This window comes from Streptomyces sp. NPDC049585 (assembly GCF_040675615.1).
GTDB classification, from domain to species: domain Bacteria; phylum Actinomycetota; class Actinomycetes; order Streptomycetales; family Streptomycetaceae; genus Streptomyces; species Streptomyces luteosporeus.
The window spans coordinates 60,022-85,115 of sequence record NZ_JBFAPE010000015.1 but is presented as its reverse complement, the minus strand read 5'-3'; the positions used below and the strand labels follow the sequence as shown (position 1 = coordinate 85,115).

Sequence of the window (25,094 nt, the reverse complement as noted above, 5' to 3'; positions counted from 1 at the left end):
ACGTACCGCGTGCGCCACCGCGCCCCGTACCGCGTCCCCGCCGCGCGCCCCGCACCGCAGGGCGCGCCGTGAACTGGTGGCTCGCGGCCGCCGCCGCCCTCGTGCTGGCCGGTCTCGGGCCGTGTCTGTGGGCCGCCGCGCGCGGCGGCGCCGGGCGGCGCGTCGTCGCCCAGAACATGGCCACCCTGCTGCTGTGCCTGGTCTTCCTCCTGCTCGCCCAGGGTTACGGCCGCCCCTCCTACGTCGACCTCGCCCTCGTCGTCTCCGTCCTCGGACCGACCGGGACCCTCGTCTACGCCCGTCTGCTCGCCGAGGAGATCGAGCCCGACCCGCCCGGTGCCCGTCTGCTCACTCCTGCCGTCGCCGTCGGCACCCCCGCCACCGTCGTGCCCCTGTGCGTGGCCACCGGCCCCGGCCGGGCGATGGTCAAACTCCTGGTCATCGGCGCCCTGCTGGTCGCCGGCGGGGCCGTCACCAGCAAGGCGGTGCGCCGTGCCTGAGGTGCTGGCCGCGGCCCGCGCGGCGGACGCCCGCCAGGCCCTCGACGACACCCTCCTCGTCCTGACCCTGCTCCTGGTCGCGGTCGCGGCCACCGCCGTCGTCCTCAACCGCGACCCCGCCCGGCAGGCCGTGGTCCTCTCCCTCCTCGGCCTGAGCCTGGCCCTGCTGTTCACCGTCGTCCAGGCGCCCGACGTGGCCCTGTCCCAGCTGGGCGTCGGCTCTGCCGTGACCCCTCTGATGGTGCTGCTGACGGTGCGCAGGGTGCGCCGGAAGCGGCGCGAGTGACGCGCCGGGCGCGGCTGTGCGTCCTGGCCGCCGGACTCCTGGTCATCGCGGTCCTGCTGACGGTCGCGTGCCTGCGGCTGCCGCCCTTCGGCGCGTCGTGGCACCCGTACGGCGACCGGGCCGTGGCCACCGCCCTGCAGCAGCGCACCGCCAACACCGTCTCCTCCGTCAACTTCGACCAGCGCGCCTTCGACACCTTGGGCGAGGAGAGCATCCTGTTCGCCTCCGTCCTCGGCACGCTCGTCCTGCTGCGGCAGACCCGTGACGAGCACCGCGTCGCCCCGCAGCCGACCGCCGTGCCCGTGGCGCTGCGCCGCTACGGCGTCGTCATGCTGCCGCTCGCCCTGCTCGCCGGCCTGTACGTCATCGCCCACGGCCAGCTCAGCCCGGGCGGCGGCTTCCAGGGCGGCGTGGTCGTCGCCACCGCCCTGCACCTGCTCTACGTCGCCGTCGACTACCCAGCCCTCGAACGCCTGCGCCCCGTCGACCTGTACGAGCTCGCCGACGGTGTCGGCGAGGCCGCGTACGTCGTCCTCGGCGGCGCGGGACTGCTCGCCGGCGCGGCCTACCTGGCCAACACCCTCCCGCACGGCACGTTCAACACCATGGCCTCCGGCGGCACCGTCCCGCTGCTGAACGCGGCCGTCGGCATGGAGGTCACCTCCGGCATCGTCGTGCTGCTCGCCCACTTCCTCGCCCAGGCGCTGGAGATCACCGACGAAGGGAGCCGGTCGTGACCGTCCTGCCCTACCTGGTGGCCGCCTATATCTTCCTTGTCGGCGCCGCGGGCATGGCCACCAGCCGCAACCTCGTGCACGCCGTCGGCTGCCTGGCCGTCGCCCAGTCCTCCACGTACGTCCTGCTGCTGGCCGTCGGCTACCGGCGCGGCGGCACCGCGCCCGTCTTCTCCGACGTCGCCCCCGGCATCCGCGTCGTCGACCCCGTCGTCCAGGCGCTCGCCCTCACCGACGTCGTCGTCGGCGCCACCGTGACCGCGCTGCTGCTCGCCCTCGTCCTCCAGGTGCACAAGCGGCACGGCACGGTCGACCCCGACGAACTGACTGAACTGCGCGGCTGAGAGGCGGCCAAGGACGATGGACCGGCTCCTGCCGCTGATCGTGGCGCTGCCGCTGCTCGGCGCCGCCGTCCTCGTCGCCGCGGGCCGGCACCTGCCGCGACCCGTCGCCGAGGTGCTCGGCCTCGCCGGCGCCGCCGTCCCCGCGGCCCTCGCCGTGGCCGCGCTCGTCCCCTGGCACGGCTCCCGCATCGTCTGGCTCGGCGACTGGCGCCCCCACCACGGCGCCGGCGTGGGCATCGTCCTGGTGGGCGACCGTACGGGCCTGGGCCTCGCCGCCCTGACGTCCCTGCTGGTCGTGGCCGTCCTCGCGTACTCCTGGCACTACTTCGACGAGCCCCCGCACGGGCGCGCCGGTGCCTTCCCCGCGCTGATCCTGCTCTTCCAGGCGGGCATGTGCGGATTCCAGCTCACCGGCGACCTCTTCGACGCCTTCGTCTTCTTCGAGCTGATGGGCGTCGTCGGCTACGCCCTGACCGGCTACCGCGTCGAGGAGCCCCGGCCCGTCCAGGGCGCCCTCACCTTCGGCTTCGTCAACTCCCTCGGCGGCTACGCCAGCCTGCTCGGCATCGGCCTGATCTACGCGCGCACCGGCGAGCTCGGCATGGCCCAGGCCGGCCGACAACTGGACGCCGCGCCCCGCCACGACGCCCTGCTCCTGGCCGCGTTCGTCCTCGTCATGACGGGACTGCTGGTCAAGTCCGCGGCCGTCCCCCTGCACTTCTGGCTGCCCGACGCCCACGCCGTGGCACCCACCCCCGTGTGCATGCTGCTGTCCGGCGTCATGGTCGAGACCGGCGTCTACGGCGTCGCCCGCATCCACACCACCGTCTTCGGCGGCCCCGGCGGCATCCCCGGCGATCACATCCAGCGCGCCCTGCTCGTCCTCGGCGTCCTCACCGCCGCCGTGGGCGCCGCCATGTGCTGGCAGCAGCGCCACATCAAACGCCTGCTGGCCTTCTCCACGGTCGCCCACGTCGGCCTCTTCCTCACAGGGATCGCCCTGCTCACCCCCGAGGGCGTCGCCGGCACCGAGCTGTACGTCCTCGGCCACGCCGGCACCAAGGCCGCACTGTTCGCCTGCACTGGCATCCTCCTCGACCGCCACGGCAACGTCGACGAACACGAACTGCACGGCCGCGGCCGCGACACCCCCGGCCTCGGCCTCCTCTTCACCACCGGCGCCCTGGCCCTCGCCGGACTGCCCCCCTTCGGCACGGCCCTGGGCAAGGCAATCGTCGAGGAACAACGCCCCTGGCTGCCCGTCCTGTTCGTCCTCGTCTCGGCGGTGACGGGCGGTGCGGCCCTGCGCGTCGCGGCACGGGTCTTCCTCGGGGCGGGCCCGAGCCAACGCTCCGACGCGGGCCCGGAAACCCCCGGCGACGAGGAACACCCCGAAACCGGCCGCCGAGTACGCCTCCTGCCCCGCCCCATGGTCACCGTGACCACGCTGCTCCTGGCCGGCGCACTTGCCGTGGGCGTCTTCCGCGGCCTGACCGACGCCGTCACGGCCGCGGCGCAGGCGTTCACGGACCACGCCGGCTACGCGGCGGAGGTCCTCGACGCCAAGCCGGGGCACGCTACTCGCGCCACCGAGTGGTGGACCCCGCCGGGCGTGGCCCTGGGCCTCCTCTCCACGGCCCTGGCCACCACCCTCGCCCTCTGGGCCACCCACCACCCCGACACCCTCCACCGCCCGGGCACCCCCCTCCGCCGCCTCCAGCGCCTCCAGTCCGGCCACGTGGGCGACTACGTGGCCTGGACCATGGCGGGGGTGGGGTTGTTGGCGGTGCTGGTGTGGTGGTGAGCGTTTCGACCCAGAAATCATTGCTTGTTACAGTCGATCCAACGAGAGTTCCCAAGACGGGTGATTTGTGATGTAAGACACGTCAAGTTGTGGGGCTTCTGGGGTGCTTGATGTCGAAGTGCCTGATATTTCAGATGTAGACCCCATGCTTCGGAACCCCCTACCTTCTCGTTCCACGACCTTTATGTGGTCTTCATTTACAGCCTTGGGGAGGGCTGGGGGGATGTTTCGTCATACGCGCATGCGCGCGTTCAGATGTTTTCTCGCCGGCGGTACGGGCTTGGCCCTGGCCGCCGGGATGTTAGGAACCGCCGCGATTGCGGAGGCCGGGGCCGTTGGCCCGGGCCGGGCGCTGCACCGGAACACCGGTTCCGAAGGGCCGGAAACGTCGGCGCCCACCGAGCGCGAGGCGCTCGATGAAGCGAAACGATCCGGCAAGAAGGTGGAAGTCGTCGCCCTGCGCGGCGAGACGAGGGACGTGTTCGCCACGCCGAAGGGCACGCTGGAGGCCCGGGAGTACTTACGGCCGGTCCGTACTCGCTCCAACGGCGAGTGGAAGCCCGTCGACACGACTCTGACGAAGGCGACCGACGGAAGGGTCGCACCTCGTACGGCAACGATCGGCATCAGGTTCTCCGGCGGCGGTGACACCGCGCTCGTCGAACTGGACCGGGCGGGCAGGAAAGTCGCGCTCTCCTGGCCCACGAAATTGCCGGAACCGCGATTGGACGGCGACACGGCCACATACCCCGATGTCCTGCCGGACGTCGACCTACGGGTGGCCGCCCAGGCGGACGGCTTCACGCAGCTTCTCGTCGTGAAGTCGGCCAAGGCCGCGGCGAGCAAGGAACTCGCGCAGTTGCGTTTGAAGATGCAGGGCACAGGGGTGACCGTCCAGCAGACGCCGCAAGGCGGACTCAAGGCGGAGGACCAGGGCGCGGGAGGCGTCGTCTTCGAAGCCCCCACCCCGATGATGTGGGATTCGAGCAGTGGCCCGAGCCCTTTACCCAAGACCGGCGACAAGAACGCGAAGCGCGGCGCGGTGTCGCGCCCACGCAGTGAGCAGGAACCGACCGCCGGGGAGTCCGGCAAGCTCGCCAAGGTCGGTGTGGACGTCCCCTCCGGCGGACGGGAACTGGTCCTGACCCCGGACAGGAAGGTACTCGCCTCCGCCGACACCGTGTACCCGGTCTTCATCGACCCCCAGTGGTACTCACCCAGGTCCTCGACCTGGACCATGGTGTCGAAGTACTGGGCCGACACGCCGCAGTGGAAGTTCAACGGCAACAAGGACGCCGGACTGGGCTACTGCGACTGGAACCACTGCAATCCTGGGGACACCAAGCGTCTCTTCTACGAGATCCCGACGAGCCAGTTCGCGGGCAAGAGCATCCTGTCCGCCGAGTTCGTCGTACCCGAGACCTGGTCGGCGTCGTGCGAGAAGAAGGGCGTGCAGCTGTGGCTGACGCGCGGCATCTCGTCGTCGACCACGTGGAACTCCCAGACCGGATCCGACTTCTGGGCGAAGAAGCTGGACGAGCAGTCGTTCGCCCACGGATACGAGGGCTGCGCCTCCGACGACGCGGAGTTCAACGTCCGCGACATCGTGCAGAACGCGGCCAATCGCTCCTGGAACGACATCACCTTCGGACTGAAGGCGTCCGACGAGAGCGACACCTACGCCTGGAAGCGGTTCGCCGACCGCGCGTACCTGCGGGTTCAGTACAACCAGCCGCCCCAGCAGGTCGCCATGTCGCAGTTGTCGATGGAGTACGGCGGTGCCTGCAAGGAGCCCGAGCAGGCGGCCCACGTCCGCACCCTCGGCCAGGTGTACGCCAATGACGTCACCGACCCGGACGGCGACGACATCGCCGTGGAGTTCCAGGCCGAATGGGACAACGGCGACGGCAAGGGAACCGTCGCACGCTGGACACCGGGACTGACCGGCTTCAAGAAGTCCGGCTCGGACTTCTCCATGGCCCTGCCGGCCGACCTTCCTGTCAACACCACGATCAGCTGGTACGTCCGCGCGTACGACCGTCTGGGGTACTCGCCGTGGTCCGCGGCAGGCCCGCCGACCGGCTGCTACTTCGTCCGGGACCCCAGGACGCTGCCCGCGCCCAAGGTCTCGTCCATCGACTACCCGGAGTCGAAGCCGGGCGCTGCTGGTGACGGGGGCGATCCGTGGATCGACGGCGTCGGCAAGTACGGCAGTTTTACCTTGGGGCCTGCCACCAAGGACATCACGAAGTACATCTACGGCGTCAACGGTGACGCGTCCGCCAAGAACACCGTGGCCACCACGGAGGGCGCGGCCAGGACGATCAAAGCGCTGCCGAGCGAGCCGGGGCTGAACTTCGTCACGGTGCAGGCGCTCGACGCGGCAGGCAATACGAGCGAGCCCTACACGTACCGGTACAAGGTGCGGGCGGGCCAGCCCGAGCGGGCGGCCTGGCAGATGGACGACGGCCCGGATGCCCAGCAGGCGCAGGGAACGAGCCCGGCGCGGACGGCACAGCTTCATGGTGGCGCGGTGACGGGAGGCGAAGGGATCCAAGGAAAGTCCCTTTCCTTGAACGGCACCGATGCCTACGCGGGTGCGGACGCCTCCGCGGTCGACACCTCGACCGGATTCACCGTCTCGGCCTGGGCCAGGCTCTCGAAGGCTCCGGCGGGCGATGCGGTCGTCGTCGCTCAGGCGGGTAACAACGTGCCGGCCTTCCAGCTGGGATATTCCCGGAACGACGACCGATGGACGTTCGACCGGTACGCCTCCGACACCGCCGGCACCCAGGCTGTGCGGGCAAAGCAGCAGAACGCCGGCGGTGCGAAGGCCGGTGAGTGGAATCACCTCGTGGGCGTGTACGACAACGTGGCGGGGGAACTACGCCTGTTCGTCAACGGCAAGCAGGAGGCCGGCGCCCCGTTCAAGACTCCGTGGGATGCCCACCGAGGTCTGCAGATCGGTGCGGGGACGGTGGCCGGCAAGGCGACGGCCTTCTTCCCCGGCGACATCGACGAATTGCAGGTCTTCGACCGCGCCGTTCCGGCGAGCGAAGTGGCACGTCTGTACGCCAAGGAACACCTCGGCGGACCCGGTGGTCCCGCTCGGGCGAGTTTCCCCTTCGACGAGGCCGAGGGAGCCAAGGAGGTGACCGGGCGGGCGGAGGTCCTGCCCGCGGTGTTCCATGGCGGGCCGAAGGCCGCAACGCCGGGAGTCGCCGGCAAGGCGCTCGCACTCGATGGTGTCGACGACTACGCCACCGTCGATGCACCGCACTTCAACAGCACAGGAAGCTTTGCTGTCTCGGTGTGGGCACGGCTGGCGAAGGACAAGCTCAACCGAAGTGGGGTGGTTTTCACTCAAGCCGGGGTGAATGCCAGTGGTGGCGAGTTGTTCTACTCGACCTCCCGCGGCGGATGGGTCTTCAACCAGCACACAGCCGATGTCATCGACCCCACCGACAACAAGGTCGTCCAGAATGCCGGCACTCCGGCCAAGAACGGGGAGTGGGCCCACCTGGTCGCCATACGCGACACCACGGCAGGCACGCTGACGTTGTACGTCAATGGGATACTCGCCGGCAGTACGCCCATCAGCAGCACCCCGTGGTACGCGGGCAAGCAGTTCCAGATCGGGGCCGGATCCTACGCGGGCAAGCCCGGCAACTACTTCCCCGGCGAGATCGACGATCTACGGATCTACGACCGCCCGCTGGCTCCGGGTGAGGTGCAGCAACTGTTCAAGCAGCGCCCGCTGGTCAAGGGGCGGTGGCAGTTCGATGCCGCTTCGGGCACGCCGGCGGTGTCGCCGGACGCAGTGACCGATCCGGGCGCTGTCCACCACGACATGCTGCTCGCGGGGAAGGCCGAGATCGGCGCGGGCCATGTGGACGCTGGTGGTCTGAAGCTCAACGGTGTCGATGCTTCCGCTTCCACGAATGGGGTGCCGGTCGACACGAGCGGCAGCTTCACGGTGACCGCTTGGGCCCAGCGTGTGGCGGACAGGCCGGGACGCGCTATGACGCTGCTGAGCGCCGAGGGCAATTCCCAGAACGCCTTTGCCGTGCGCTATGTGCCGGGGGCCGCGCCGGCCGAAGGCGGCAGGGCCGAAGGGCGCGGACGCTGGCAGGTCACGTTGCCGAGCAAGGACGCCGACAAGGACGTCACCGTCACGACGGTGGACAACGGCGCCTTCGAGGACGCCGGGGCATGGAACCACATTGCCGTGGTGTACGACGGTTTTGCTCACGAGCTGCGGCTCTACGTCAACGGAAACCTGGAGCAGCTGGCTTGTGGCGCTGCGGGTGACGGGACACAGAGCGATCCGATGCCGTGCACCGACCGATTCTCCCGTGCAGGCAATGCTCTGGCCTTCGCAGCCACCAAGTCCTTCCAGGCGGGGCGCTCCTTGGTGAAGGGGACGGCCGGCGAGTACTGGTCCGGGCAGGTCGACGACGTCTGGGCGTTCCAGGGTGCTCTGACTGGTCAGCAGGTGCAGCTGCTTGCCAAGGCCACGGACGGACGATCCACCGAAGTCCCGCAGACCTGAGCGCACCAGGCAGCTTTCATCGTCATTTTTCCGATGGTCCGGGCAGGGCGCAGGAGTCGCCCTGCCCGGACCCGGCCGAGGACACGAGGTATGAACAGCAAAGGCAGATTACGCAAGTCCAGACGTCAGAGACGTATAGGCGTGGTGCTGTCCACCGTGCTGGTGGGAGCCCTCCTGCAAGGCGCCGGATTCTCCGCGGCCGCGGGTCGTGCGGGGAACCTCCCGGGCGCACCCGACGCGGGTGACCCGGTGGCCGGCCATGTGACGGCAGGCAAGCCGCGCAAGGTCGACAACGCTCCGAGAGCACCGCAAGTTCGCCCCGACGCCACATGGCCGCAAAGCGGCAGCATGCTCGGTGAGCCGGCAAATGTGTCCGGAGCCGACGGCCCGGCGGCCGGTAGGTCGCTCACGGGCAATGCCTGGCCGGTGAGCCTGTTCTTGGACCAGCCGTCGAAGACCCGGAGCGTGGCCCCTGTCGCCGGGACGGGCGCCGACATCCGCATTCTCGACCGCAAGGCGAGTGAGCGGGCCGGAGTGAACGGTCTGGTGTTCTCCGTTACGCCTGCCGCCGAAAAGAACAACGTGACGGCCCCGGCACCCGAGAGCCTGGGCCTGCGGGTGAACTACTCCACCTTCTCCCAGCTGTACGGAGGCGGCTACGCCTCCCGCCTGCACCTGGTCGAGCTGCCGGCCTGTGCACTGACCACTCCCGAGAAGGCCGCCTGCAAGCAGGCCAAGCCGGTCGCGGCGACGAATGACACCGAGAAGAAGACGCTGACCGCCACCAAGCTGGGGTGGAAGGCCGGGGTCGCCAAGGTCCTGGCCGCCGCCCCGGACGCCGCCGGCGAAAAGGGCGACTACAAGGCGACGTCGCTGTCCCCGTCCTCGACGTGGAAGACGGATCTGAACACCGGCGCGTTCAGCTGGTCGTACCCCATGTCCGTCCCCGAGGTTCCGGGTGGGCTCAAGCCGAACGTCAGCATCGGCTACTCGTCCTCCTCGATCGACGGGCGCACGGGGAACACCAACAACCAGGCGTCCTGGGTCGGCGACGGGTTCGAGATGTGGCCCGGGTTCATCGAGCGCCGGTACAAGCCCTGCGCCGACGACGGCGAGGAGCACTCCGACGGCAACAAGCCGGGCGATCTGTGCTGGGCGTACGACAACGCCACGATCTCCTTCAACGGCAAGGCCGGCGAACTCGTCCCGTCCGGTGACAACCAGTGGCGACTGAAGAACGACGACGGCACGAAGATCGCTCGCCTCACGGACGCTGCGCGCGACAACGGCGACAACGACAACGAGTACTGGCGCGTGACCGTGCCGAGCGGCACCCAGTACTACTTCGGCTATCACAAGCTCAACGGATGGGCGAGCGGCAAGGGCACCACCGATTCGGTGTGGACCGTCCCCGTCTACGGCAACAACGCCGACGAGCCCTGCCACAAGAGTGCCTTCAAGGACTCCTGGTGCCAGCAGGCCTGGCGCTGGAACCTGGACTACGCCGTCGACCGGCACGGCAACGCGGTCACGTACTACTACAACAAGGAAAACAACTCCTACGGCCGCAATCTCGAAGCCAAGGACAACACGTCGTACGTGCGAGGCGGATACCTCAAGCGCATCGAGTACGGCCTGCGGACCGGCGACCTCTTCGCCAAGCCCCTGGCCATGGTCGCCTTTACTAATGCCGAACGGTGCCTGCCGCAGGACCTGGACAAGGTGACCTGTGCCGAGGACACCATCGACGACAAGAAGCAGTACTGGTACGACACCCCGTGGGACCTGAACTGCAAGTCCGGCGCGGAATGCGACAAGGGCCGGCTTTCGCCGTCGTTCTGGACGCGCAAGCGACTGACCGAAGTCTCCACCAGCGTCCTCAAGAGCGACGGCACGTACGCGCCCGTCGACTCCTGGAAGCTGGATCACCGATGGGGCATGGCCGACACGGATTACCAGCTGTTGCTGAGTGCCATCGAGCACACTGGAAAGTCGGTCACCCCGGCCATCACTCTGCCGAAGACGACCCTCGCCTACACGCAGCGGCCGAACCGCCTGGACAAGACCGGTGACGGGAAAGCGCCCTTTATCAAGGAGCGCCTCTCGACCGTCGCTGACGAGCACGGCGGCCAGACGGACGTCACGTACTCGCAGCCGGTGTGCGACTGGAACGGCCTGCCCACGCCGGAGACGAATACGAGCCGGTGCTTCCCCCAGTACATCGGCGGCACCAGCACCACGGATCCGACGCAGCAGTGGTTCAACAAGTACGTCGTCGACAGCGTGACCGCTACCGACCGCACCGGCGGATCGCCCGACCAGGTCACGAAGTACGACTACCTCGACGGCGCGGCGTGGCATTTCGATGATGACGACGGTCTGACGAAGGAGAAGTTCAAGACCTGGTCGCAGTGGCGCGGCTATGGGCACGTGCGCGTGCAGACCGGGAGCCAGGGCGTCGGCGGCATGAAGTCGCAGGAGGACACCTACTTCCTGCGCGGCATGGACGGCGACAGGAAGTCGGCCGGCGGCGGCACGAAGTCCGTGAGCGTACCGCTCGGCGCGGGCGAGGGTGACGCACTGGCCGACCACGAATCCGCTGCCGGCTTCGCCTACAAGAAGGAGACGTACTCCGGCCCGGGCGGAAAGGTACTGGGGAAGACCGTCAGCCGGCCCTGGCACCACGAAACGGCGAAGAAGGTCCGCTCCTGGGGCACGGTGACCGCCAATTTCACGGGCACCGAGGCCAACCGCACGTTCACGTCGATGGACGAAGGAGCCGGTGAGAAGTGGCGGCAGACCGCCACAGCCACGGTCTACGACGATGCGACGGGCCGGGCCACGCAGGTGTCCGACTCCGGAGACGTCGCTACGTCGACTGACGATCGCTGCACCCGCACCACGTACGCCGACAATACGGACGCCAATATCCTCAGCCTCCCTTCGAGGGTGGAGACGGTGGCGGCCGCCTGTGACAGCGCGAATGTCGACCGGAGCAAGGCTGTCATCTCCGATGTGCGCACCGCCTATGACGGCGGAGCGTACGGCGGGGTGCCGGACAAGGGCGATGCCACCAGCGTGGCGACCCTGAAGAAGCACGACGGCACGCTGGCCACCTACCTCGAGTCGGGGAAGACCGTCGACGCCTACGGGCGCGACCTGACCACGACGGACATCACGGCGGAGGTCGTCTTCGACGCCGGCGGCAAGCTCGTCTCCTCCAGCAAGCGGAACGACGGCCGTACGAGCACGACGACGTACACCCCGGCTGCCGGATTCCCGACGAAGGTCACCACAACGGGGCCGCCGGCGAAGGCGGGGGATGCGACCACGGCACAGACCAGCACGACGTCGGTCGACCCGGTCCGGGGCCAGCCCCTCAACGTCACGGACGCCAACAACAGGGTGACGTCCATTGAATACGACGCCCTGGGCCGCACGAGGAAGGTGTGGTTGGCGGACCGGTGGAAGCCCCGTGCGCCCAGCTACGAATTCACCTACAGGATTGCCGACGGCAAGCCCGTGGCCGTGGGTACCCGGACCGTCAACAACAGCGATGGTCAGATCACGTCGTACACGCTGTACGACGGCTTCCTCCGCCCTCGTCAGACGCAGAGCCCCGGCCCGGACAAGGGCCGTCTGATCGCCGACACCTTCTACGACGACCGTGGCCTGACGGCCAAGTCGTTCGCCCCTTACTACGCCACCGACGCTCCCGGCACCACCCTGTTCACCCCGGACAACGCCCTGAAGGTCGAGTCCCAGACCTGGAACGCCTATGACGGCCAGGGCCGGGTCACGGAGAGCAAGCAGATCGCGGGCAACGGCGAAGCCGGCAAGGTCCTGGCGACGACGCGCACCATCTACGGTGGCGACCGCACGACGGTTATTCCTCCGGTGGGGTCCACCGCCACTACGACAGTGGTCGACGCCCGGGGCCAGACGACCGAGCTGCAGCAGCTGCACGAGCGCACGGTAGGCGCCGAGGCCGACATCACGCGCTACGCCTACGCCCCGACCGGGAAGCTGGCTCGTGTCACCGACCCGGCAGGCAACGCGTGGACGTACGAGTACGACCAGCTCGGCCGTCAGATCTCGACCACTGACCCCGACAAGGGCACGACCACCAGCACGTACGACGATCGCGGGCAGCTGATCTCCACGACGAACTCGCGGAAGTCCAAGAACACGCTCTTCTACGCGTACGACGACCTCGGCCGCAAGACCGAGCTCCGCGAGGGGTCGGCGACCGGAGCGAAGCTCGCCGAGTGGACGTACGACACGGTCACCAATGGGAAGGGAAAGCCGGCTTCCTCGACGCGATACGTGGACGGCAACGCCTACACGAGCCGCATCGACGAATACGACACCCGGTACCGGGCCAAGCAGACAAGCGTTGTCATTCCTCCGAGTGAGGGCGCACTGGCCGGCACGTACAAGAGTCGGACCAATTACACCCTGTCCGGTTCGGTCATGGGCATGAGCTTCCCGCAGGTCGGCTCCCGACCCGGCCAGGGTCTCATCTACGACTACGACGAGATCCTGCGTCCCACTGCGGTGATCACGGACGAAGGAATCAAGTCCGAGATCACCAGCTACAGCCTCACCGGAAAGCCGCTCCAGGCCAAGCTGCGGCAGAAGGACGGCCGCTTCACCCAGGTCACCAACGGCTACGAGTGGGGAACGCAGCGCCTGGCCACCACCCGTGTCGACCGGGAGAACGCTCCCGCCGCCGACAAGGCCGCCACGTACACCTACGACGAGACCGGCAACATTCGCGCGATCTCCGATGCCGCAGGCGACGGCACGGACATTCAGTGCTTCACCTACGACTACCTCCGTCGAGTCACGGACGAATGGACCCAGCCGGCCGGGGCCTGCGCGGGTGCACCGTCGGGCAACCTGATCGGCGGCCCTGCGCCGTACTGGAACTCCTACACCTACGACAAGACGGGCAACCGCCTCACCGAAACCCAGCACGACCTCACCGGCAACGCCGCCAAGGACACCAAGCGCACCTACTCCTACCCCGGTGCCGGCAAGCCCCAGCCGCACGCCCTGGCGGCGGTCGACACGGCGGGACCGACAGGCACGGCTCGTGATTCCTACACCTACGACCCGACGGGCAACACGGCCACCCGAACCATCCGCGGTGACACGCAGACGATGGACTGGGACGCCGAAGGCCACCTGGCCAAGGTGACCGAACCGGCGGGCGACAAGGGCACGAAGACCACGTCGTACCTGTACGACGCGGACGGCCAGCGCCTCATCGGCCGCACCGACACGGAGACGACGCTCTACCTCGGCCCCCTGGAGATCACCCTCCCGAAGGGCTCGACGACACCGAAGGGCACCTACTACTTCGACCTCGGCAACGGCATCCAGGCCGTCCAGACGGACGACGGCTCAGCCTCCTTCGTCCTGGGCGACCACGTCGGCACGGGCCAACTCGCCATCGACACGGCCGCAAAGACGGCAACCCACCGCCGCACCACACCCTTCGGCGCCCCGCGCGGGCAACAGCCGAAGAACTGGCCGGGCACAAAGGGCTTCGTGGGCGGCACGAATGACACGTCGACCAACCTGACCCACTTGGGCGCCCGCGAATACGACCCGTCGACGGGCCGCTTCATCAGCGTCGACCCACTGATGGATCTGGGGGACCCTCAGCAGAACCACGGCTACAGCTACGCGAACAACAATCCGATCACACTCTCGGATCCATCCGGACTGCGTCCTGAGGGCGCTTGTGGCGGAAACGGTACCTGCATCCTCGGCTATTCCGACGGCAATCCGGTTTACGAGACTTGGGATTACTCGACGGATGAGTGGGAGTGGGGGTGGTCCAGTAGTACGAGCTCGTCCTGGGTCGAAGAGGAGGACGGAGAGGATTACACCTATACGGAAACGGCCTACGTCTCCTACACCAACGGAGACGACAGATACGACTACCGCACAGTAGTGGATAAGCAGCCTGGCGCGCCGAAAGAGGCCGCCGAGCCTTATGCGATGGGGACGAATCCGAAGTATTGGGCTCAGCATGATCGAACCATCGCGTCCTCCAAAAATGCAATGCCCGACCTCGTCGATTGCTCGTCCGGCGACACATTGTGCAAGGTGCGCAATTCCTGGTATAAGACCGGACTGATGCTGGGGTATATGACCCCTGCGATGACTGGCGCTCGCCTGGGAGGGAGGGAATACTCGCCTTGCCATAGTTTTACCGAAGAAGCCGAGGTCGAGCTTGCGGGGGGTGAACGGAAGGGTATTGGCGAAGTTAAGATTGGCGATCGCGTGGTCGCAACGGACCCTGAAAGCGGGATAGTGGAATCGCGGCCTGTAGTGGCTGTGATTGTTACCGACAGCGATAAAGATTTCAGCGACCTCACAATAAAGACAGCCAGTGGTAACGCATCGATCGTCGCAACTGACACTCACCCCTTCTGGTCCCCCGTGGAGCATCGATGGGTCGAAGCTGGTGCGCTCGCCCCTGGCTCCGAGCTCCGCACTGATAAAGGAGATCAGGTCACCGTTGTAGCGGTCCGTCATTTCAAGAAGAGGCAACGGACCTACGACCTCACCGTGGACGGTATTCATACGTATTACGTATTGGCTGGTGCCGCTCCGGTTCTGGTCCACAACTGTAGTGAAGCTGATCCGTATACTCTCAAGCGAACCGAAGCACTGACGGGCAATGCGTCGAAGCGGAACGTCGATAATCTGACTGCTTCGATGAAGGAAAATGGTTGGCAGGGTGCCCCGATCAAAGTCGCAAAGGGCGATAATGATCTGTTCATTCTTGACGGTCATCATCGTGTTGCTGCAGCCAAGCGGGCCGAGATCAACGTCCCGTACCAGATGGTGTCCGAGGAGGAGCTCTTGGCTCGATACCCTGGGGGTATAAGCGAGGTAGTCAACGCCTGGGCTGAGGTCGGTCCGGATAGGCTTGTGAACCGCTATAAGAAGCCGGGGTACAGATGACGGTTGGACCGTTGGGGGAAGTTGAGGAGTACCTGCGGGCCGTGTCCCGGGTGCGTGACGCAGTGCAGCACCGCTACTCAGGCAGTCAGGGGCTGACTGACCTCCTCAGGCTCTATCGCTCGCGTGCTATAGGAAAGACGGGCAGCATCTGCGATGGTCTTGAGTATAACTTCCATGGTTTTGGCTGTCTCTTCGTAGGGGTCGATGGGGTCGAAGTCGACATCGAATTCCTAGAGGGAGAGTTGGAGGCATTTGACCCGTGGCGGGTGAGACGCTTTTCGATGAGCGTAGAGATTGAGCCGTCGGGGGGTCTTGAGGAGATTGCTGCAGTGTGCCGTTCCTTGGTTGCCGAAGGCCGGTTGGAAGAGCCTCGCAGCGGATGGTTCTCGACAGTCGCGTAGCGCTGCGCTGAATCGCGTCAGGAAGACGACTGGTAACCCGGCATCGTAAACGCCGTCGAGGCGCCCTTTCTTTAGTTGGAGAGGGCGCCTCTTGGAATTTTTTTGGGGGATGTCAGTGACCGTAACTTTTGCGAATCAGTCGTGCTCAACGCGCGGGCGAAACTCGTGGAGCACCTCGATGCGGCCCACGATGTGCGCGTTGAACTCCTCCAGCTCCTCCGCCGGCACCCACAGTTCCAGGATCGTGCTGCCGCCCGCCTGTTGGATCGGGTAGCGGCTCACGAATTCCGTTTCCACCTCGAAGCGCGTGACGTAGCCCGCGCCGTCGTGCTTGACGTTCCAGTCGCGTGCGATGCGGATCGCGTAGTCCTCGTTCAGGACGGGGTAGAAGATGGGCTGCTCCGGCAGGCGCGGTGGCCAGGCTCGCCAGTCGAGGGCGCGGACCAGGTCCAGCTCCACCGGGCCGGTGGGGCGCCACAGGGTTGTTGTCGGGGGGCGGGTGGGCATGGTGTGCTCTCCGGGGCCAGTGGTGGGGGTGGGAAACCGTAGCCGGGCAGAGCGCCGTGCGGCGAGCTGTTTTTCGCGCAACCAACGCCGCTCCCCAGTAGTCGTACTGCACATGGTGAACTCAGCGAGCAGCAGAGCGAGATGTCGCGCGGCCGCGCGCGCCGCCGGGGTGGTGGCGGGTGCCGTCGCGTTGGCCGTGCCGGTCGGGGTCGTGGCGGGCACAGGGACGGCTCAGGCAGCGAGTAGTGCGTGCACCGCGAGTGCCGGGCCGTACCAGAAGCAGGCGGAACGGTTCCTCGGGCGGCCCGTCGACGGGCGGCAGTCGCAGGCCGACTGCCGGGCCATCCGTGACTTCCAGCTCGACCACGGCATCAGCCCCGCCGCCGGCTACGCCGGCCCCGTCACGTGGGACGTGATGCAGGTCGTCGACCGGCAGCGCGCCGCCGGCAGTAATCCGAACGCCGCCGGCAAGTGCCCGACCAACAAGGGGCGCATAGCGTGCGTCGACCTCACCCGGCAGTTGAGCTGGGTGCAGGACGGCGGGAAGCTGAAGTTCGGGCCGGTGCCGATACGGTCCGGGCGTGACGGGTACGAGACCCGCACCGGGCTCAAGAGGATCTACTGGCGCAGCATCGACCACTGGTCGACGATCTACAAGGTGCGCATGCCCTACAGCCAGTTCTTCGACGGCGGGCAGGCGTTCCACTCCATCGACGGCAGCGTGTGGTCGGCGCCCGGCTCGCACGGGTGCGTCAACATGCGGCGCGCGGACGCCAAGACGTACTGGTCGTTGCTCAAGAACGGCGACGACGTGTACGTGTACGGGCGCAAGCCCGGGACGTGATCCCTGCGGGCCGGCGGACGTTCCGTGCCGGCCCGCACCCGCGCCCCCTCCCGCCTGCGGATACGGTGTTCTCCGCAAGGGCACAGGGCGAGGAGGAGCGGTAGCGGTGGTGCGGTTACCCCAGCTGAGGCTGGACGAGCTGCTGGAGGAGCTGCAGGCGCGGATCGACGCCGCGCGCGGGACCCGTGACCGGGTGCACCACCTGCTGGAGGCCGTGCTGTCGGTCGGGCGCGGGTTGCAGCTGGAACAGGTGCTGCGCCGGATCGTCGAGGCCGCCGCGGCCCTGGTCGACGCCCGGTACGGGGCGCTGGGGGTGATCGGGCCGGACGGGCGGACGCTCTCGCAGTTCCTGACGGTCGGCGTGAGCGAGGCGGAGATCGAGGCCATCGGGCCCTATCCGTCCGGTCACGGCATCCTCGGCGAGCTGATCCACCGCCCGGAGCCGCTGCGGCTGTCGCGGATCTCCGCGCACCCCGCCTCGTACGGCTTCCCGCCCGGGCATCCGCCGATGAACACCTTCGTGGGCGTGCCCATCCGCGTCCGCGACCAGGTCTTCGGCAACCTCTACCTCGCCGAGAAGCGCGACGGGGCGGACTTCGGTGACGAGGACGAGGCCGTGCTCGCCACGCTCGCCGTCGCGGCCGGGGTGGCGATCGACAATGCGCGGCTGTACGAGGAGTCCACGCGCCGCGAGCGGTGGCTGGCGGCCGGCGCGGAGGTGACGACCCGTCTGATGTCGGGCGGGCGGCCGGAGGAGGCCGTCGGACTGATCGCCGAGCGGGCGAAGGAGATCACCGGTGCGGAGCTGGCCGTCGTCGCCGTGCCGCTGCCCGGCGGGGAGTCCCTCGCGGTGGAGGCGGTGGTGGGGGAGCGGGGCGCGCAGCTGCGCGGCACCGCGCTGCCCGAGGACGGCCCGGCGCTTCGGGCCCTGGCCGGTGGCGGCGGCCCGGTCCGGGCCGAGGGGCCCGGTGGCCCGGCCGTGGCGGTGCCGCTGACGTCGGGGGACGCCGTACGGGCCGTGCTGCAGCTGGAACGGGCGCGGGGCGGGCCGGCGTTCCGGGACGAGGAGCTGGGGCCGCTGGTCGCCTTCGCCGGACAGGTGGCCGTCGCCATGGAGCTGGCCGAGCGGCGTGCGGACGCCGAGCAGCTCGCGGTGCTGGAGGACCGCGACCGCATCGCCCGCGACCTGCACGACCTGGCGATCCAGCGGCTGTTCGCCACGGGCATGACGCTGCAGAGCGCGGAGCGGTTCATCGACCACGGGGAGGCCGGGGAGCGGGTGCGGCGCGCGGTGGACGACCTGGACGAGACCATCAAGATCATCCGGTCGACGATCTTCGGGCTGCGCTCGCGCGAGACCGCGTCCCGCCAGGGCCTGCGCACCCGCCTCGTCCGGACGGTGGGGGAGGCCGGAACGCTGCTCGGCTTCACCCCGGGCCTGCGCATGGAAGGGCTGCTGGACACCCAGGTGCCGCGCGAGGCCGCCGACGACGTGCTGGCGGTGCTCGGCGAGGCGCTGGCCAACGTCGCCCGGCACGCCCGTGCCTCGTCCGTGGACGTCGCGGTGGTCAACGACGGCCGGCACCTGGAGCTGACCGTCACCGACGACGGCGTCGGCATGCCTGCGGACGGCGACCGCCGCAGCGGCCTGCGCAACCTCGCCGAGCGGGCGGCCCGGCACGGCGGCCGGCTCTCGCTCGACCCGGTCGGCGACAGAGGTACGAGGCTTACCTGGCGGATTCCCCTGGCGATGTGACGGCGATGTGACGGCGATGTGACGCAGCTCTCCGGCAAACGGTGACAGAGCGCTGTCGCGGACGGCTGCGATCGTCGGCGGCATGGTGATCACCGACGGGGACTGCCTCGCCGAGACCCTGGCCGTCAACAAGGAATGCGAAGCCGCGGCCGCGGGCCGCCCGGCGCGCGAAGGGGTGCCGGACGCCGCCACCTTGGCCACCCTTCACCGCAATCGCCTCGGTGGCGACACACCACCCGTGCGCCTGCCGCAGGGCCGGGACCGCGTCGTTCCCGGCGGCGTGGGGGTACGGGTGTTCCCCTCATCGCCTGGTGCCGCACGCGCCGGACGGGCCGGGGCTTCCGGCCGGACCGCATCGCGGCAGCGGCTCCGACGACGGAGCACGCACCACCCCGCGACCTGGCCGCACTTCTGCGCGACCTGGCCGCACTTCTGCGCGGCCCGGCCGCGGCCGACGCGGCGCAGCCCACCGCACTGGCGTCACTGACACCCCGCACCTGAACGCTGTGCGGTCATCGCGCCCCGGGCCCCCGCGAGGCCGGGCGCCGGCTCCTCCTCGTACGCCTCGGGCAGGTCGCGGCGCCTGCGCAGGGGGCCCAGGGCCAGGATCAGCCAGCAGGGCGCGAGCAGCCCCGCCATCACCCACAGGGCGACCCGCGGCCCGAGCAGGCCGCCGAGCCAGCCGCCCAGCACCGAACCCACCGGAATGGTGCTGTGGTTGAGGACCATCGTCGTCGCGACGACCCGGCCCAGCAGGTGCGGCGGGCAGTAGCGCTGGCGGAAGCCGCCCAGGACGACGTTGCAGGCCACGACGCCCGCCGAGACCATGAAGGCGCCCACCGCGAAGAACAGCAGGCCGGCACCCGGCGTGGTGAGCGGCAGCAGCAGCGCGAACGGGCCGGTGCACAGCTGCAGCAGGAGCGTGCCGCGCGCGGTTCCCAGGCGCCTGCCGACCGCGGTGGCGAGGAACGCGCCGAGCACGCCGCCCAGGCTGCCGGCCATCACCAGCGCGCCCACCGTCGCGGAGTCCACCCCGACCGCACGGACCAGGAAGACGATCTGCACCGCCTGATAGCCCATCAGGGCCAGGTTGAGCACGGCACCGTAGGTCACCATCGGGCGCAGGTAGGGGTCACGGGCGACGAAGCGCAGGCCTTCGGAGATCTGCCGGCGCAGGGTGAGGCCGTCGGCGGGGTGCGCCGGTGCCGGTTCGCGTACCCGCAGCCGCAGCAGGCACACGGTGGAGACCACGAATGTCAGCGCGTCGACCAGCAGTCCGGTGACCGCGCCGACGACGTCGGCGATCAGGCCCGCCGCGCCGCGCCCCAGGACGAGAGTGGCGGCCTCGCTGCCCTGCAGCTTGGCGTTCCCCTCCAGCAGGTCGCGCTCGTCGAGGACGGCGGGCAGGTATGCGTGGTACGCCGTGCTGAAGAACACCGCCGAGGCGCCGCACAGCAGCGCCACCACCAGCAGGTGGGCGAAGGTGAGCACGTCGAACCAGGCGGCGAGCGGGACCGAGGCGTACCCGGCGGCGGAGACCAGGTTGCACGTGATCATCACCGGCCGCCGGCGGAGCTGGTCCACCCAGGCACCGGCGGGCAGTCCCACGACCAGCCACGGCAGCCAGACGGCGGCCGCCAGCACGCCCACCGCGAGGCTGCCCGCGTGGAGCACCACCACGGCTGTCAGGGGCAGCGCGATCGTGGTGATGCTGCTGCCCAGGCCACTGGCCGACTCGCCGGCCCACAGCAGGCGGAAGTCCCGCTGCCGGAGCACCCCGAAGCGGCGGCCGGCCCCGGAGGAGGTGTCGTACGTCGTGTTCATGGCGGGATCGTCGCGGCAGCGCCCCGCCCCTGTCACAGCGTTTTCCGCCGCGCGGACCGCTCAGGCGGAGGACGGGCGGTTCGTGGCGATGACGGCCGCCTGGATGCGGCGTTCGACACCGAGCTTGGCGAGCATGCGGGAGATGTGGTTCTTCACGGTCTTCTCCGACAGGAAGAGCCGCTGGGCGATCCGACGGTTCGTCAGACCCTCCCCGATCAGGTCGAGGATCTCCCGCTCGCGCGGCGACAGCGCCGCCAGGCGCTCGTCCTCCGGCTCGGCCCCCGTCGTCCCGTTCTCCCCGCGCAGGCTGTTCATCAGCCGCGTCGTCGTGGCCGGGTCCAGCATCGACTGGCCGGAGGCGACCGTACGGATCGCCGCGACGAGGTCCGAGCCCTTGATCTGCTTGAGCACATAGCCCGCCGCCCCCGCGAAGATGGCGTCCAGCAGGGCATCGTCGTCGTCGAACGAGGTCAGCATCAAACACGCCAGCTGCGGCATGCGCGAGCGCAGTTCGCGGCAGACCGAGATGCCGTCGCCGTCCGGCAGCCGGACGTCCAGCACCGCCACGTCGGGACGCACCGCCGGGCCGCGCGCCAGGGCCTGCTCGATCGTGCCGGCCTCGCCGGCCACCACGATGTCCTCCTCGGCCTCCAGCAGGTCACGGATGCCGCGCCGGACGACCTCGTGGTCGTCCAGCAGGAACACCCGGACCGGCTCCTCGCCGGAGAACACCCTCGAACGATCGGGCTGCTCCACTGTCCTGCTCCTCGTCCGTACGGTCCGTCCGCTCGCCATCCTGCCCCACCATGATCATCCACTGTCGCCCGGCGGCGCCATGGGCCGAACGGCCCAGGGGGCCGCCTCCGGGCCGTCCCGCCCCGTCGGGGATGATCGGGGCCCGGCCAGGAGGGGAGAGGAAGAAGGACATGGTGGAGAGCCTGCAGAGCCTGCGCTCCTGCTGGTGGGCCGCGGCGGTCACGCTGGCCACCGAAACCATGCTCGCCGGCGCGGGCCTCGGGGTGGCCGACGGGGCGCGCCGGGCCCACGACACCGCCGGCAGGCTCACCGAGAGCGCCGCCGGGGCGGTCCTCGGCACCGTCGGCGCCGTTCCCTTCGTCCTGGTCCTGTGCGCCGTGGGAGCCCCCGGCGCCGTGCTGACCGTGCTCGCCGCCCGCTGGAGCGCCGCCCGGCGCCGCCGCCCGGACACCTGGCAGTGGTGTCTGGCCGTCCACGGCGCGCTCAGCGTCCTCGCCGCACTGTGCTTCGGCGGGCCGTACGCGATCGCCGACCCGGCCGCCGGCCCGTCCGTGTTCGCCTGGTGGGCGGCCGTCCACGCCGCCGTCCTCGCACCCGCCGTGCTCGTCGCCCGCACCGCCGAGGCCCGGCGCATGCACGGCCGCAGCTACCGCCGGCTCCTGGGCCGCGTCACCGCTGCCGCCGCCCTCGCCCTGGCCGCGGAGACGGTCGCCTTCCTCGCGTACGCCCTCGCCCGTACGTGAACACGTCCCCCCGTATCACTCCTCGGCCACCAGCACCGCCGCCCCCGTGACCCGGTCGGCCGCAAGATCCGCCAGGGCCTCGTCGGCCCGGCCCATCCGGTAACGCTGCACGTGCACCACCGGCCGGTGGCGGGCCACCTCCGAGAGGTACGCCCGCCCGTCGGCCCGGGTGTTCGCGGTGACACTGCGCAGCGTGCGCTCCTGGAACAGGTGCTTGTCGTACGTCAGTGACGGGATGTCGCTCAGGTGGATGCCGGCGACGGCGAGCGTCCCGCCACGGTCCAGGGCCGACAGCGCGGCCGGCACCAGCTCGCCCACGGGAGCGAAGAGGATCGCCGCGTCCAGTGGCACCGGCGGGCTGTCGTACGCGCCGCCCGCGGAGGCCGCGCCCAGCTCCAGGGCCAGGCGCCGTGCGTCCTCCGACCGGGTCAGCACGTGCACCGTCGCCCCCCGTGCGATCGCCAGCTGGGCCGTCAGATGCGCCGACGCGCCGAAGCCGTAGATGCCCAGCGCACCCCCGTGCGGCAGATCCGCGCGCTGCAACGCCCGGTAGCCGATGATGCCCGCGCACAGCAGCGGCGCCAGCTCCTCGTCCGGCGGACCCTCCGGCAGCCGGTACGTGAAACGGGCATCGACGACCACATGCTCGGCGTACCCGCCGTGCACGTCCCAGCCGGTGTAGCGCGACCGCGGACACAGGTTCTCGCGCCCCGCCGTGCAGTAGCCGCACGTCCCGCACGTGCTCGCCAGCCACGCCGCGCCCACCCGGTCACCGGCGGCGAACCCCTCCGCCTCCGGACCCGCCGCCAGCACCCGGCCCACCACCTCGTGCCCCGGCGTGCAGCACGGCGTACGCGGTGGCAGGTCACCCTCCGCCAGATGCAGATCCGTACGGCACACCCCGCACGCCCGCACCTTCACCAGCAGATCCGCCGGCCCCAGCCCCGGCAGCGCCCGGCGCACCCGCCGCAGCGGACCACGCCCGACCGCAGCCGGACGGTCGACCACCCAGGCCCACGTGTCGGCCGGGCCGCCGGTGCCGGCCGCCTGCGGCTCGGTCATCACGCTCACCTCCGCCCATCCCCTCCACGGTGCGCCGGGCCGGCCACCGGGGCAAGGCGCGCGCAGGCCCCGCCCACGCCGGGGGCGGGCCGCGGGCGCCGCCGCCCGCTCGTGCCGCCGCCCCGTGCGGGCCGACACTGGAAGGGAAGCCCCGGACGCCGGACACGACGGAGGTGCCCGCCATGGAACCCGCACCGGTCACCGTCGGACTCGACGGAACCCCCGAGAGCCTGGCCGCAGCGCACTGGGCGGCCACCGAAGCCGACCGGCGCGCCCTGCCGCTGCACCTGCTGCACGCGTGGATCCTGCACGTGCCCGAGCCGGCCGGCCTCCCCGCCGAGCGGGACCGCGACCACTGGGCCAAACGCATCCTCGGCGCCGCCCGCACGGAGATCACCGAGCGCTTTCCCGGACTGCCTGTTGTCGAAGAACTCGTCTCCGACGAACCCGCCGCCGCGCTCCTCGACGCGGCCGGCCGCTCCGAGATGGTCGTGCTCGGCTCCCGCGGCCTGGCCCGCATGCAGAGCTTCTTCCTCGGCGACGTCGCCCTGCACGTCGCCGGGCGCGCCGAACGGCCCGTGGTCCTCGTACGCGCCGGCATGGGCGAGCAGCACCCGCACGGCGGCGTCGTGGCCGGCATCAGCCTGCGCGGCCGCTGCGACGAACTGCTCGGCTTCGCCTTCTGTGCCGCCGCGGCACGGGGCGTGCCGCTGCGCGTCGTCCACGGACGCACGCTGCCCGTCCAGGCGTACGCCCCCTGGGGCGTCGACCCCGACATCGCCCAGGACATCGGTCGCGACGCGGAACGCGAACTCACGGCGGCACTGCGGCCCTGGTGCGAGACGTACCCGGACGTCACCGTCGTCGACACCGTCCGCCTGGAGAGCCCGGCACAGGCCGTCGTCAACGCGGCCGACGGCGCCGACCTGCTGATCGTCGGCCGCCGGCGGCAGCGGGCGGCGCTGCGGCCGCGGCTGGACGCGGTGGTGCAGGCTTGCGCCCACCATGCGAGGTGCCCGGTGGCGGTGGTCCCCCACGACTGACCCCTGCGGGGTGAAGCGGTGCGGCGGGCCTCTTTCACGGCGCCCCGTAGGGGTGCAGGGGCCGAGGCCCCCGAGCTCAGCCCTCCTCGCCGCCCGCGGCGGGCTCCTCCTCCGCCGGCGGCGGCGCCGCTGCACCCTCCGCGGCCTCGGCCGCTTCGACTTCCTCCTCCTCCGGGACTTCCTCCGCCTGGGCCAGGACCACTTGCAGCAGGGCCGTGCTGCCGTCCACCGCCAGGGAGCAGCCGCGGGGCAGGTCGATGTCCTCGGCGCGGACCGTGTGACCGGCCTCCAGGCCCTCGATGGAGACGGTGAAGGACTCCGGGATGTGGGTGGCCTCCGCCTCCACCGGGAGCTTGTCGAGCATGTGCTCCAGCAGGTTGCCGCCCGGCGCCAGCTCCCCTTCCGTGAGGACCGGTACCTCGACGGTGACCTTCTCGCCCTTGCGCACGGCCAGCAGGTCGACGTGGACGAGGAAGCCCTTGAGGGGGTCGCGCTGGACGTCCTTGGGGATGACGAGTTCGCCCTTGCCCTCGATGTCGAGGCGGATCAGGACGTTCGGCGTCTTCAGGGCCATCCACAGCGCATGGCCGTCCAGGGAGATGTGCTTGGGGGCGGCGCCGTGGCCGTAGATGACACAGGGGACCTTGTCCGCGCGGCGGATGCGGCGCGCGGCGCCCTTGCCGAAATCGGTGCGTCGTTCGGCGGCAAGCTTTACCTCGGCCATGGCGGGACTCCTCGCGTTCGGACTCCGGGGAGTTGTAACCGGCGACGGCGCCCGGATATCCCGCTGCTGCGCCATTCGGCCGACCCGCGTCCCCGAATGGGCCCCGTACGCCGGAGTGCGGGCGCCGTGACGTGCTCCCGGTGCGCCCCACGGCGCCGGTGACGTCGGGAAATCCGGGTGAAACGATCGAAATGACATCGGAATGCCAACGGAACACCGCCGGAACGCCG

At 69.8% G+C, this 25,094-nt stretch carries 16 protein-coding genes; 11 read left to right on the top strand and 5 right to left on the bottom strand.

The window, feature by feature from the left end:
* Window positions 1–68: 68 nt before the first annotated feature.
* From AB0K17_RS17615 to AB0K17_RS17585, 7 genes are all read left to right on the top strand, one after another.
* Window positions 69–500, top strand: a complete 432-nt coding sequence (locus tag AB0K17_RS17615) for a monovalent cation/H+ antiporter complex subunit F (RefSeq protein ID WP_365966274.1) — start codon at window positions 69–71, stop codon at window positions 498–500.
* Window positions 493–786 (top strand): hydrogenase subunit MbhD domain-containing protein, encoded by a 294-nt coding sequence (locus tag AB0K17_RS17610; protein WP_365966273.1) that lies wholly within the window; start codon window positions 493–495, stop codon window positions 784–786. Before AB0K17_RS17615 ends, AB0K17_RS17610 begins: the two co-directional genes overlap by 8 nt.
* Complete coding sequence (locus tag AB0K17_RS17605) at window positions 783–1,523, top strand: MnhB domain-containing protein (RefSeq protein WP_365983463.1); 741 nt, start codon at window positions 783–785, stop codon at window positions 1,521–1,523. Before AB0K17_RS17610 ends, AB0K17_RS17605 begins: the two co-directional genes overlap by 4 nt.
* Entirely contained in the window at window positions 1,520–1,864 is a 345-nt protein-coding gene (locus AB0K17_RS17600) for an NADH-quinone oxidoreductase subunit K (protein ID WP_365983462.1), read from the top strand. The genes AB0K17_RS17605 and AB0K17_RS17600 overlap by 4 nt, the downstream gene beginning before the upstream one ends.
* Before the next feature lie 16 nt (window positions 1,865–1,880).
* Window positions 1,881–3,668, top strand: coding sequence for a complex I subunit 5 family protein (locus tag AB0K17_RS17595; protein WP_365983461.1), 1,788 nt, complete (start codon window positions 1,881–1,883; stop codon window positions 3,666–3,668).
* Window positions 3,669–3,909: 241 nt separating this feature from the next.
* Entirely contained in the window at window positions 3,910–8,220 is a 4,311-nt protein-coding gene (locus AB0K17_RS17590) for a LamG-like jellyroll fold domain-containing protein (protein ID WP_365983460.1), read from the top strand.
* Window positions 8,221–8,361: 141 nt separating this feature from the next.
* Window positions 8,362–15,204, top strand: a complete 6,843-nt coding sequence (locus tag AB0K17_RS17585) for a polymorphic toxin-type HINT domain-containing protein (protein ID WP_365983459.1) — start codon at window positions 8,362–8,364, stop codon at window positions 15,202–15,204.
* Window positions 15,205–15,740: 536 nt separating this feature from the next.
* Here the strand turns inward: AB0K17_RS17585 and AB0K17_RS17580 are convergent.
* Window positions 15,741–16,112 (bottom strand): hypothetical protein, encoded by a 372-nt coding sequence (locus AB0K17_RS17580; RefSeq protein WP_365983458.1) that lies wholly within the window; start codon window positions 16,110–16,112, stop codon window positions 15,741–15,743.
* A gap of 112 nt (window positions 16,113–16,224) precedes the next feature.
* Between AB0K17_RS17580 and AB0K17_RS17575 the strand changes: the two genes are divergently transcribed.
* The gene (locus tag AB0K17_RS17575; protein ID WP_365966266.1) at window positions 16,225–16,956 is read left to right on the top strand and encodes a L,D-transpeptidase; all 732 of its coding nucleotides are present in this window, start codon (window positions 16,225–16,227) and stop codon (window positions 16,954–16,956) included.
* A 106-nt stretch (window positions 16,957–17,062) separates the two neighbouring features.
* Window positions 17,063–18,712: a GAF domain-containing protein gene (locus AB0K17_RS17570; protein WP_365966265.1), complete on the top strand. Its 1,650-nt coding sequence runs from the start codon at window positions 17,063–17,065 to the stop codon at window positions 18,710–18,712.
* A gap of 480 nt (window positions 18,713–19,192) precedes the next feature.
* On the opposite strand, the gene AB0K17_RS17565 is transcribed toward AB0K17_RS17570, so the two are convergent.
* Window positions 19,193–20,536, bottom strand: a complete 1,344-nt coding sequence (locus AB0K17_RS17565; RefSeq protein WP_365966264.1) for an MFS transporter — start codon at window positions 20,534–20,536, stop codon at window positions 19,193–19,195.
* A gap of 60 nt (window positions 20,537–20,596) precedes the next feature.
* Window positions 20,597–21,292 carry a response regulator transcription factor gene (locus AB0K17_RS17560; protein WP_365983457.1) on the bottom strand — a complete coding sequence of 232 codons (696 nt, stop codon included), beginning with the start codon at window positions 21,290–21,292 and terminating at the stop codon, window positions 20,597–20,599.
* A 170-nt stretch (window positions 21,293–21,462) separates the two neighbouring features.
* On the opposite strand from AB0K17_RS17560, the gene AB0K17_RS17555 reads away from it, so the two are divergent.
* A complete protein-coding gene (locus AB0K17_RS17555) occupies window positions 21,463–22,035 on the top strand; it encodes a hypothetical protein (protein ID WP_365983456.1) in 573 nt (190 codons plus the stop codon).
* 15 nt (window positions 22,036–22,050) lie between these two features.
* Here the strand turns inward: AB0K17_RS17555 and AB0K17_RS17550 are convergent, their stop codons facing one another.
* Window positions 22,051–23,097 (bottom strand): zinc-dependent alcohol dehydrogenase family protein, encoded by a 1,047-nt coding sequence (locus AB0K17_RS17550; RefSeq protein WP_365966261.1) that lies wholly within the window; start codon window positions 23,095–23,097, stop codon window positions 22,051–22,053.
* Between the two features lie 182 nt (window positions 23,098–23,279).
* Between AB0K17_RS17550 and AB0K17_RS17545 the strand changes: the two genes are divergently transcribed.
* Window positions 23,280–24,140, top strand: coding sequence for a universal stress protein (locus AB0K17_RS17545; RefSeq protein WP_365966260.1), 861 nt, complete (start codon window positions 23,280–23,282; stop codon window positions 24,138–24,140).
* 76 nt (window positions 24,141–24,216) lie between these two features.
* On the opposite strand, the gene AB0K17_RS17540 is transcribed toward AB0K17_RS17545, so the two are convergent.
* Window positions 24,217–24,864, bottom strand: coding sequence for a 50S ribosomal protein L25/general stress protein Ctc (locus AB0K17_RS17540; protein ID WP_365966259.1), 648 nt, complete (start codon window positions 24,862–24,864; stop codon window positions 24,217–24,219).
* Window positions 24,865–25,094: the final 230 nt, after the last annotated feature.

Bases quoted from the DNA above. Each gene is read 5' to 3' on its own strand.
- AB0K17_RS17595 (WP_365983461.1), top strand. From the start codon at position 1,881: ATGGACCGGCTCCTGCCGCTGATCGTGGCGCTGCCGCTGCTCGGCGCC.
- AB0K17_RS17590 (WP_365983460.1), top strand. From the start codon at position 3,910: ATGCGCGCGTTCAGATGTTTTCTCGCCGGCGGTACGGGCTTGGCCCTG.
- AB0K17_RS17580 (WP_365983458.1), bottom strand. From the start codon at position 16,112: ATGCCCACCCGCCCCCCGACAACAACCCTGTGGCGCCCCACCGGCCCG.
- AB0K17_RS17575 (WP_365966266.1), top strand. From the start codon at position 16,225: ATGGTGAACTCAGCGAGCAGCAGAGCGAGATGTCGCGCGGCCGCGCGC.
- AB0K17_RS17565 (WP_365966264.1), bottom strand. From the start codon at position 20,536: ATGAACACGACGTACGACACCTCCTCCGGGGCCGGCCGCCGCTTCGGG.
- AB0K17_RS17555 (WP_365983456.1), top strand. From the start codon at position 21,463: ATGGTGGAGAGCCTGCAGAGCCTGCGCTCCTGCTGGTGGGCCGCGGCG.
- AB0K17_RS17550 (WP_365966261.1), bottom strand. From the start codon at position 23,097: ATGACCGAGCCGCAGGCGGCCGGCACCGGCGGCCCGGCCGACACGTGG.
- AB0K17_RS17545 (WP_365966260.1), top strand. From the start codon at position 23,280: ATGGAACCCGCACCGGTCACCGTCGGACTCGACGGAACCCCCGAGAGC.
- AB0K17_RS17540 (WP_365966259.1), bottom strand. From the start codon at position 24,864: ATGGCCGAGGTAAAGCTTGCCGCCGAACGACGCACCGATTTCGGCAAG.